Origin of the sequence: Salinivibrio sp. MA427 (assembly GCF_001996115.1) — a bacterium.
GTDB classification, from domain to species: Bacteria; Pseudomonadota; Gammaproteobacteria; order Enterobacterales; family Vibrionaceae; genus Salinivibrio; species Salinivibrio costicola.
The window spans coordinates 1-10,381 of sequence record NZ_MUFH01000071.1 but is presented as its reverse complement, the minus strand read 5'-3'; the positions used below and the strand labels follow the sequence as shown (position 1 = coordinate 10,381).

General features: G+C 49.4%; 9 protein-coding genes. 3 read left to right on the top strand and 6 right to left on the bottom strand.

Features of this window, described 5'->3' with window-relative positions:
• Positions 1 to 96: 96 nt before the first annotated feature.
• From BZG79_RS06960 to BZG79_RS16380, 6 genes are all read right to left on the bottom strand, one after another.
• Positions 97 to 1,398, bottom strand: coding sequence for an O-antigen ligase family protein (locus BZG79_RS06960; protein WP_077774045.1), 1,302 nt, complete (start codon positions 1,396 to 1,398; stop codon positions 97 to 99).
• A gap of 143 nt (positions 1,399 to 1,541) precedes the next feature.
• On the bottom strand, positions 1,542 to 2,642 hold the full coding sequence (wecA, locus tag BZG79_RS06955) for a UDP-N-acetylglucosamine--undecaprenyl-phosphate N-acetylglucosaminephosphotransferase (protein WP_077774044.1): 1,101 nt from the start codon (positions 2,640 to 2,642) through the stop codon (positions 1,542 to 1,544).
• Between the two features lie 55 nt (positions 2,643 to 2,697).
• On the bottom strand, positions 2,698 to 4,881 hold the full coding sequence (locus BZG79_RS06950; RefSeq protein ID WP_077774043.1) for a YjbH domain-containing protein: 2,184 nt from the start codon (positions 4,879 to 4,881) through the stop codon (positions 2,698 to 2,700).
• Positions 4,881 to 5,624, bottom strand: coding sequence for a capsule biosynthesis GfcC family protein (locus BZG79_RS06945; protein ID WP_077774042.1), 744 nt, complete (start codon positions 5,622 to 5,624; stop codon positions 4,881 to 4,883). Before BZG79_RS06945 ends, BZG79_RS06950 begins: the two co-directional genes overlap by 1 nt.
• A complete protein-coding gene (locus tag BZG79_RS06940; protein WP_077679577.1) occupies positions 5,617 to 6,306 on the bottom strand; it encodes a YjbF family lipoprotein in 690 nt (229 codons plus the stop codon). The genes BZG79_RS06945 and BZG79_RS06940 overlap by 8 nt, the downstream gene beginning before the upstream one ends.
• 29 nt (positions 6,307 to 6,335) lie before the next feature.
• A complete protein-coding gene (locus BZG79_RS16380; protein ID WP_199877590.1) occupies positions 6,336 to 6,629 on the bottom strand; it encodes a hypothetical protein in 294 nt (97 codons plus the stop codon).
• A gap of 300 nt (positions 6,630 to 6,929) precedes the next feature.
• On the opposite strand from BZG79_RS16380, the gene BZG79_RS06930 reads away from it, so the two are divergent.
• From BZG79_RS06930 to BZG79_RS06920, 3 genes are all read left to right on the top strand, one after another.
• Positions 6,930 to 7,283, top strand: coding sequence for an EamA family transporter (locus BZG79_RS06930; RefSeq protein WP_077679579.1), 354 nt, complete (start codon positions 6,930 to 6,932; stop codon positions 7,281 to 7,283).
• Positions 7,284 to 7,291: 8 nt separating this feature from the next.
• Positions 7,292 to 8,269, top strand: coding sequence for a glycosyltransferase family 2 protein (locus BZG79_RS06925; RefSeq protein WP_077774040.1), 978 nt, complete (start codon positions 7,292 to 7,294; stop codon positions 8,267 to 8,269).
• A partial coding sequence (locus BZG79_RS06920; RefSeq protein ID WP_077774039.1) for a hypothetical protein occupies positions 8,259 to 10,381 on the top strand: 2,123 nt, incomplete at its 3' end. The genes BZG79_RS06925 and BZG79_RS06920, both read left to right, overlap by 11 nt.

The window sequence follows — 10,381 nt, the reverse complement described above, 5'->3', positions numbered from 1 at the left end:
CGGAATACGAATACGGAAAAAGCGTATCGTGCCTGGCCTCGCTCTTCTCCGTATTCTGTAAGCGAAGCGTTCCGTATTCCGTCCCCTAGGATCTTTCTAGCCTCTAGCCTCTCCCCGCAACGCCATACTAGCAAATATCACCACCCCGAGCGAAAAGAACAAAATACCTGAATGGTGGTTAACGTAGTGCTGTGTCAGCATGTAACCGGCTATCAGGACCACGTGGCAACGTAGCATCACCGCGGCGAGTTGGTTGGTTGGGCGCGCGGGTACGTGTACTTTTTTCGTCGCGAGCCAAGGTGCGATAAGCAAGAAAAGGAGCGTTATGCCGCCAATTAATCCCTTCACTTGCAGCTCTTCTAACAACTGGTTATGAGCGCGACTAAAGTGCATCACTATCGGGTCGACATATCCTTGATCAACCACCTGCTGCTTGTGTTGCGTGTAGTGGGTGTAACCGGTTCCCGCGATTGGGTTATCAGCAAATAGGTGCAGGGCGGTTTTCCATAATTCCACCCGTACCCCTGAGGAGCTTCTAACGGTTGGTGTATTTGCCGCCTGCTCTCCTCCTGATGTGGCGTCGGGGGGAGTGGCGCTTGGTGTGTTCTCGGTGCTTTGCGTCGGCGCAATGGTTTGGGTGGCTTGTTGGTATTGGTTTAAGTCTGAGAATACGAGCCCCGCTCTGTTTAACGCGGGCACCAGTGCCGTGGCAATAATCAGTACGATACTGGCCCCCATCGCGACATAGTCTTTTGGGCTAAACGCTTTTCGGTAATATATTACGGCCCATAATGCCACAAAGGGAGTGATAACCCACGAGCCACGTCCTCCGCTCAATAATGTGGCAATAAACCCTAAGGTGATCCCAAAAAAAGCCAGTTTCTTTAATGTTGGCAGTGCGTGTTGGCAACTGTAAATATAGGCAAAAATACTGAAAATACTGAGGCTTGCAGCCATGCCGGCCACTTGAATGGGCATGAACCCGCCCGATGCCAGTGCACGAATATCGAGCATGTAGTGTTGATAAAGCGCAATTAGCCCGACAGCAGACGCACCAATGACACAGCCATACAACACCGCTTTAAGCGAGGGCGGGGTAGTGAGTAGCAGGGCAAAAACCATGATCGCTAATAGTAGGCGACTCGGCATATCCATTTGTTCGTAATTCGCCCCTGGTATGGCGAAGACGACGGTGACGGTGACATAAAGCAGAAATGCACCGGCTATTAACAGAGCGGGGCGGCTTTTTAGCGCCTTCCATGTGCCGGGGAGTAAGATTAGCGCAACCAGCGCCAACCCAACAGCGATATATTTGTAGGCGTCTGGTGTGATAAGTAGCGTGGCAAAATAAGCAAAACATAGGCTACTAACGAGTGTTTGGCGAGATATGAGTAACAACGCTTTTCCCTCTGTCGATTCTCAGTATGTGAACGCATACGTATGGGTAATAAATGCTCGCGCATTATACCTAGATTGCTCATTCTTGCTATTTTTTGTTTGCTAATTCTAGCCTCTAGTCTCTAGTCTCTAGCCTCTAGTTTCTAGTCTCTAGCCCCTAGAACGCCTGCCCCTTCTTCAAACCGGTTCTTTCCCAGCTTTGCTCTAAAAAAAGAGGTAATGCGCCAGATGTAGCGTAGCATTAGGCAGTAACCACCAAAACATGCTAGAAAGCCCACAAACATGATGGTTTCATGGATCTGGAGCAGCTCGCCTACAATGCCAATGCCGGCTAAGCTGCTGGCCAGTAAGCAAATGGCCGCCAGGGTTTGGCGTGATGATAACCCCACACGCTGAAAAATATGGTGTAAGTGTTCGCGATCGGGCTTAAACGGCGAGTCGCCACGTTTAACGCGCCGAAACATAATGGCTGTCATGTCCATCAGTGGTAGCGCAATCAGCCATAGCCCTGTGACTGGCCTTATAGCCGCATTGGTTGGATGTTGGCTGGCCAACAATAAAAACCACACCACCGTGAAGCCGATCAGCATGCTGCCAGCATCGCCCATGAATACTTTGCGCTCTCGTCCGAGTAACCCAAGGTTAAACATTAAATAGGGCAGGATAATCACAGTGAGTACTAGGCAAAGATAGGCCATAGAGAAGTGGCCATTAAGATAAAGCAATGCCCCCAAGCTGGCAAAGGTGACTGTCGCCAACCCTCCTAATAGCCCATCAATACCATCCACCATATTAAAGGCGTTAATTGCGCCAATGACCGCGAAAACCGTTAACACATAGCCAAGGCTGTCGAGTTGGATACGCCCCGTGGCAAAAATGTCGCCTAGGCGGCTAAGCTCAATGTTACCAAGCACTATCATTGCGATAGCAAGCGCGCCTTGTACACCAAAACGCAGCTTAAAATCGATATCGAACTTGTCATCCAATACGCCAATTGCCACTAAAATCAGCATACAGCTGGCATACAAACCACTATGCGGAATAATAGACGGGTTGTTGATTAAAAAATACACCAGAGAAAGGCAGATCGCGATACCGCCGACAAGTGGTACGGTACCAGCGTGCTGTTTGCGATGATCCGGCTTGTCGACCAATCCAACACGTTTAGCCGCTTTGCGCAGCAAAAACAGGGAAGCAGTCGATAACGCAAATAAAAAAGCCAAAGCAGCGAATGAAACAATCACAGGTTAATCCTTTTGGGATGACGGCTCAGTGGGGTAGTATATGCCATGTCGTAGTCTAATGGCTATCTGCCGGGCGCGTAAACCAAGGGGCGCGATCATCCGTTAATTCATAGAGCGAATACTTGGTGTTGAGTTTTTGCCCACCGTCGCGTTGTAGCGGTTGCCACGATACACCGCCCCGAGCGGTGGTTGGTTTTATCGTGAGTAAGTCAAACGGAATGGAGACATAAAAGCCCTTGGTAAAGCTGCCTTCGCCAAACTCTTCTGCGGACAAGTCGGTTTTGCTGGCGTATGCGCCCACGGTGATGCCACTGTCAAACTGTTTAGCGATATCAACAGTCACGCCCATATCTTCTGTTAAATAGCGACCGGCGCTAATTTTGGCCAAGGTGCCATCAAATACGCCGAGCGGGTTTTGCCAGTAAAGCGTGGCATGGCCGGTGGTGGTGCCGGTTTGCACCCGGAATTCACGGTTGCCATTTTCTGCAGGTTGATATTCGTTTTTAAATAGCCCAAACGCCGAGCCGGGCTCGCGTTGTTTGACATAGTTTGCGTCGAATCCCACGGCAAACTGACTGCCCATTGGGCGATAAAGCACTTCGCCGCCGACACCGGCAAACATGGTTTCTAAGTAGCCGCCATAGGTTTGGGTATACCAATTGTCGCCCCAGTGATCGAGATAGGTCAGTTGTAAGTTGGTGACCCGCACGGTGTCTTCTAAGTACTGTCGGTTGAGCGTACGAACACGCTTAAGATCGGTGCCATCAGGTGGCACGGTGTACTTGAATTTGTCATAGGTGTCGGCAATGTTCACATAGACACTGGATGACGCAAGCAGGTGATTACCTAGCCGCGCGGTGGCGTTACCACTGACGCCCAGTGAGTACATGTAAAAGTTTTCTGAGCCGCCAAACGATTGTACAAACACAGGGGCGAGACCCGCATCAATATTATCGCGCTGGTTGGCTTTTACGGTGCCCGATGTGAGTTGCGGCTGCTGGCGCGTGCGTGCATCGTTGGGGTTTGCGCCCACATAGCTGTTGGTGGCGACGGCGGCATAGGTGTTGGTATCAATCACGGTTTCAGTGATGGGCTGACGTTTCGCTTGGTCAATAATCCGATATTGTTTGGCGTCAATGCCTGTATTGGCTATTAAAGTGGCGGCGCGCGTTTGGGCGGTGTCTTGGTTGCGGTATTTGCGTTGCTCACCCGTCACTGTGACGGTGGTGCCATCAAAGTGCACTTGGTTATCTTGATACCCGGCAACTCGGGCAAGTTGAGTGCTCAGGGCCTGCCATTGGTCGTCGCTTAAGTCCGTCTGCGTAGGGGCTGGTTGATAGATTGGCGCGTGATCGTCAAGCCAAAAGCTGTCGATCTGATTAAAGTTGGTATGTAAGCTTAATCCGGCGGTCACGACGGCGCCACGTTCATAGGCTAACCGTGCGCTACCCCAATCCCCTAAGCGATAGACGGCACCCACATTCCAAGGGCTGTTCACGTCCATTGGAATACCGGTTCGCGTGCTAATAAAGTCGGCTTTGTAATCGTTACCGTCGTATTCAAGCTTTAAGCTCAGTGGTGCGTAGGGGGTTTGATATTCCACCCCGCCAAATAACGCGGTACAGCCGGTAAACATGCGATTAATATCAACACTGCCGCCGTTGCCGGAGTAGGTGGTGTCACGACCACAATCCACCGATTGGTTTTTATCGCCGGTGAGGTTGGCGCGGTTGCCCATATAACCCCAGCCGACGCCGAGCGTGAAATCAAACGGGCCCGCGCGTTTTGAGCCGACCAGGTATTCGCCATCAAATAAGCCAGTGCCGCCAATATCCCGTACACCAACCGCGAGTTCTGGTAGCCAGAAGCTTTCTTGCATCAGGCGTAATTTTGCATCAATGCTTTTGTCGGTGTATTTGGTATCGCCGCTAAAACTGGGATCATTGCTATAAAGTAAGTCGTGAACCTGGGTATAGCGGACGGTGGTTTCTAGCCAAGGAAACAACTGAAGCGAGGTATTAAAGTGCACATAGTCTTCGTTGTAGGTACTGCCTAGGGTAAATTCCCCGTCGGGAGCCGTGCGCGCGGTGGGCATTTGCATGAGGCCCACACCGCCAAAGTCGGTTTGTGAGTGCACCAGCGCTGGGTAGTCAAACGTATCGGCCGATACCGCGCTGCTTACGGCCAATGCAACGGTGCTGAACCAAAAGCGATGAGAGGGAGAAGAGAAAAACCGCATTATTCAATGAACCTATTTTGCAGATACGTCAGCACGTGTTGATTAGGGGACGTTGACTGTGCCTTGCTCTCTATTTCGGACAAAGGCAGATAAATCACCGACCCAGGTAAGATATCGTGATGCTCGTTATTCCAATAAGCAATTGGGTATTGGGCGCGCTCGCCGGTGGGGCTGATCACCCATACGTGAGAGACGCCTAATGTGTCTGTCTTGGTTTGCTGGATATAGTCACTGGCCGCGTGTCGCTCACCCCAAGGATAGTCACCCGGTTGATTCACCGCGCCGAGGACTGTCACCTTTGTTGGGCGTTCAGGGAGCTGCAAATGCCACTGGCCCTTTAAGCGTGGGTTGGCACCGGGCGTGATTCGGGTGATATCTGGGTCAATCGCGCCGGGCACGCGCTCGGCAACCGCCATTTGGTTGAGTGCTTGATACAGCATTTGCCACTGTTTTTTTACGGTACCGGTATTGACGGCGATTTGATGACGAACCGGTTGCAAATCAGCGATATTCTTGGCTTTTTTACTGTCTTGCTGATAGAGCCCGGCGGCGGGCCAATAGACATCATCAAGTGAGCGTTGTTGAGCCTGTGTGATGGTTAGTACCGCTTCAGCCAGGTGCGGTGGCTGCGTGAACGACAGCGCAATGTCTTGATTGGCAGTGAGCATGTTGGCCTTGGCTGGGATCACCATTAGCAAGGCGACGGCGCATAATCCGCGCTTGATCACGTGATAATTAATCATCTTCGCCCCCTTGATATGACTTTAAATGGGTCAGTGTCACCGCGGGTAGCCCCGGTGCGAGGTGCTGATAGGATTTGATGATTTTACCCGTGTCGTTAGCGATCCAATAGTCATTGGTATATTGAGTATCAAGTGCCGGAATGGTGACGAATTCGGTATAGTGCGTTGTTATCACGGGCGTGCCGTTCACTGAGACATTTTGTGGCTTGCCGCGTTTAAAGGTGGAGTCAGCTCGGTAGCCACTGTGGTTGCCCGGTTGCCAGTCAATGGTGCGTGACCATGTGTGCGGCATGGTGATGGTGTTAAGGCCAACGCTTAATGGATCGGGAGAGTCAGTGTGCGTGGCGGTTAGATTACCATCAGTCAAATTCACTGTTTTAACTAATCGGCCGTTCCGCGTCACGAGCATTTCGTTATCGCCCGATAACCATTTTAAATTTGGGCTCGGGTGTTGGCTGGGCTCAACAAAGGCGAGCACCATAAAGCCTTGCGGACCGTTATCAAGTTGGGCGTAGAGGCTAGCATAGGGAAGCGCATTTATTTCGTCCCAGCTTTTTCGTACGTCGGGATAACCTTGATACGCAAACTTAAATGAGTCGCCAAGATCCTGGATGCGCTGTGTACACCCAGACGAGATAAGGGCGATGAGCGTCACTACAATGGCCTGATTGGTTTTTGTCATAAGTGGTAGGAGGCGGGCGTTAGGTTAACTCAATAAAAAATGGCCGCAATATGCATTTGCAGCCATTCAAAATACTGTCGTTTATTGCTGAGCGCTGACAGAGGTTGTTGTGCTGTTGTCATCGTCTGATGCAGCAACGGCAATACCCACAGCGGCAGCAGCAGCAATACCAGCAACGCCTGCAGCACCGATACCACCCGCAGCAGCAGCACCTGCGCCTGCACCTGCTGCGCCAGCACCTGAACCAGCAGCACCTGCACCTGCACTACCACTTGCACCCGCACCGGGTGCGGCTTCACCTGCTGCCATTGCGCTTGCAGCAAACAGCATGGCAATTACGCCTGTTGCGATTTTTTTCATTAGTCTCTCCGTGATTTGTGCGTCAATACAAAAACGCCTGCCTATGCAGACATCTACAAACTGTAATCGCTACGGCAGTGGAAGTAAAATAAATAGCGAACATATCTTTTACTTTTTCTCATACGCTGCTTCTCCCATGCTCCTAGGGTTGAAGTGATCAAATCGTTTACTCGTGCGTGACTGTGGCAGGAAGGGGCTCGATTTTAGTGCTTGATATAGCGTACAATCGCTTGGTTTTTGGATGGTGGTATCAGTGAGTCATTATGAGTATTTTTAACGTCAGCATCATTTTGCTGTGTGTGCTAGGCATTTCTACCGGTCAAATTCTGTTCAAGCTGGCCTCGCCGTATTTTCCAACCGTTTTAAGCTGGTCATCCATCATTGGCTTTGTGTTTAATAAATATTTGTTTTCAGCCTTAGTGATCTACGGGTTCGCAACCATTTTGTGGGTGTATGCGCTGCGTTTAGTCCCTTTGTCTATCGCATATCCGTTTATGGCACTCGCCTTTATTATTGTGCCTGTGCTGGGCATGATTTTTCTCAACGAACCCTTTCAGTGGCGCACCTTGCTGGGTGCAGGGCTGATTATTAGCGGTTTGCTCGTGATTGTACGTTAGGAGTTAGTATGCGCATTGCGGTCGCCATTCCTTGTTATAAGGTAAAAAAGCATATTCTGGACGTCATCGCGCGTGTTGGCGACGATGTGGACACCATTTATGTGGTAGATGATTGTTGTCCTGAGCAATCCGGTAGCCATGTGTCACAAAACAGTACCGATAGTCGCGTGAAGGTCATTTATCATGTCCAAAACCAGGGCGTTGGTGGCGCGATCGTCACCGCCTATCAACAAGCGCTAGATGATGACATTGACATTGTGGTGAAAATTGATGGCGATGGGCAAATGGACCCCGAGTTGTTGCCGCATTTTGTTGCGCCCATTTTGCGCGGTGAAGCGGATTACACCAAAGGCTCGCGTTTTTTCGCTCTCGAATCGCTCACGACCATGCCGTTTGTGCGTAAGTTTGGCAATGCTGCGCTGTCTTTTATCAATAAAGTATCGAGTGGGTATTGGCAAGTTATGGACCCAACTAATGGGTATACCGCCATTCATCGTCAAGCCTTACAGCTCATGCCGTTAGATAAACTCAGTCAACGCTACTTTTTTGAAAGCGATATGCTTTTCCGCTTGGGTACCTTACGTGCAGTGGTACAAGATATTCCGATGGATGCGGTGTATGACGATGAAGAAAGCAACTTGTCGATAAAAAAAGTGCTGGTTGATTTTCCACCGCTGTATATCAAGGCATTTTTTAAACGGGTTTTTTATACTTATTTTCTCCGCGATTTTAACGGCGCAAGTATGAAGCTGGTATTAGGCCTGCTGYTAATGTTGATAGGAGCTGTGTGGGGCGGCGCGCATTGGATTGGCTCGATTGTGTCAGGCGATGAGGCCACCACCGGCACTGTGATGCTGGCGGTATTGCCGCTGATTATGGGCTTTCAGCTTTTACTTAGTGCGATAGATTATGACATGACCCACGCTCCCAAGCGGCCGTTACAGCGCTGGTTTTCTTGTACGCGGAGAAAAAAAGATGACGGTTAAGTCCGTGTTAAAGCTTGATAAGTTTGATGTATTCTGCTTGCTGCTGCTTATCCCAATTGTGATTTTTGCTCTTACGCCATCATCTTATGGTGCCGCTCTGAGTCTTTTCGGTTTTGACGGAGAAGGGTTATTAGCAGGTACGCCACGACCTATTCGAACAGATGAATGGACAGTGTGGACGCCTTATATTCAAATGGCCGTTTTAAATGGCTTTGAGCGTCTTAACGAGTTTTCTACCTATCATCATGACTTACGCGGCTTTAATGCGGTGCCGCTTGCCGATTGGGGGCTGATATTTAAGCCCTTAATGTGGCCGTTTTGGCTGCTCGAGCCCGCACGTGCGTTTGCGCTGCATCATGGCTTGATAATTGTGTCTTTTTTGTTGGGGTGGAAATGCCTTTTTAAACGGTTGATCAGTGATCTCAATGTCGATAAAGCACATGTTTCTTGGTATGCAGCGGCAGTAAGTGTACTCCTGTTTTTTACCGGTTTTAGCCAATTTTGGTGGACGACACTTGGGCCCGTACTGGCTATTAGCCCCTGGTTACTGTTGTTGATTTTACGTTGGCAACATCATGCGTTGCATTATGTGCTCTTGTTCTACGTGGCTTGCGTGTGGCTGTTATCGCACACCTATCCTCCCATTATTATCTCCATCGCTTATTTTGGTGTGATGCTACTCTTTGTGCACCAGTGGCGTTGGTGGCGAGTGCCGAAATTACAACTTGTGTTAACAGCAGTGGTCTGTCTGGCCGGTGTAGGAGTGACACTATGGTATTTTCAGGATGTCATCTCGGTCATGATCAATACCGTCTATCCAGGCCAACGTGTGTCACCAGGTGGACAAACGAGCGGATTATTATGGTTATCCTCGTTGTTGCCGTTTATTGCTCATTCCCGATACAGCGATCTCCTTGGTCTGAATATTTGTGAGGTGGCCACAGCAGGTTCCTTGTTGCCCATTATTGTCGCAAGCTTAGTGAAACCGAACCCGAGTGCGGTGGGGCGACGTGCAATAATGGGCGCAACCGTGCTTGCTACTTTTTGTACCCTATGGATGCTCACCCCAGTCCCGGCAGTGATCGCCAAGCTATTGTTGTTGGACAAAGTGCCTTCAAATCGATTGGTATTTTTACTTGGCCTAACCCTAAACTACCTCGCGCTGGTGGTACTGGTGGAAGGGCAAGTTATGATAACCCGCACGCGCCTTGTAGTGCTGGCGACACTGGTGGCGGTTAGCATGTTCTTATCCAGTGCGCTTGGGTTGGTCGATTGGTTTGATAAAAATACTCCAGAGCTTGCGCTTGTTATTGTGGCTGGTGTTGGATTTTGCCTTTATCGGTGCAGTAGTCAGCTTGGCAAGTATAAAAAGGGGCTGATCGTCGCAATGGCTCTGATGCCTAATATTTATGCGTATGGGGGGTTTAACCCGATTCAGTCAGCGTTTCCTATTTTTGATTTACATACTCGTGATGTGGTCAATCAATTGGAGGAAGGGGCCAACCAGACGCCACCCCACTGGGTGGTGAGTGATCGATATAGAGGTGCAATTTTATCAGGCCTTGGTTTGAATTCATTCACGACGGTGCTTGTACAGCCTCAATTAGACTTCTTTCGGAAGATGTATCCTAATATGGAGGCGTCAACGCTAAACTTTATATTCAATCGATATGCCCATATCTATGTTTCAGATAAAATTCAGACACCTGAAACTCCCTTTCCTGATCAAATTCATGTTCCTATTTGGGATGTGAAACCAAAATCTAATGATGAGCACTACCAAACGTTGAATAGATTAACGGATGACTATAAAGCCGAATCAACCTTTGGAGTGGTTGATGCCGTTGATATTGGCGATGAGTTTATCCAGATTAAAGGTTGGGCACAATCAAACCGCCGGAGTATCCTGGGGAATATTGATCTATCAAACTTAATCTATTCAGAAAGAATACGTCGGCCTGACGTCGCTAATGCGCTAGACCAGCCCGATATGATGTATTCAGGCTTTAAGCTGGTTTTCAAAAAAACGGATGCAATTAAAAAAGTCTTGAAAGAACAGGGAATCTGCCTTGTCTCAACTTCAAAAAATGATGACTTAACACTATTAATGAC

Bases quoted from the DNA above. Each gene is read 5' to 3' on its own strand.
- BZG79_RS06950 (WP_077774043.1), bottom strand. From the start codon at position 4,881: ATGCGGTTTTTCTCTTCTCCCTCTCATCGCTTTTGGTTCAGCACCGTT.
- BZG79_RS06945 (WP_077774042.1), bottom strand. From the start codon at position 5,624: ATGATTAATTATCACGTGATCAAGCGCGGATTATGCGCCGTCGCCTTG.
- BZG79_RS06940 (WP_077679577.1), bottom strand. From the start codon at position 6,306: ATGACAAAAACCAATCAGGCCATTGTAGTGACGCTCATCGCCCTTATC.
- BZG79_RS06930 (WP_077679579.1), top strand. From the start codon at position 6,930: ATGAGTATTTTTAACGTCAGCATCATTTTGCTGTGTGTGCTAGGCATT.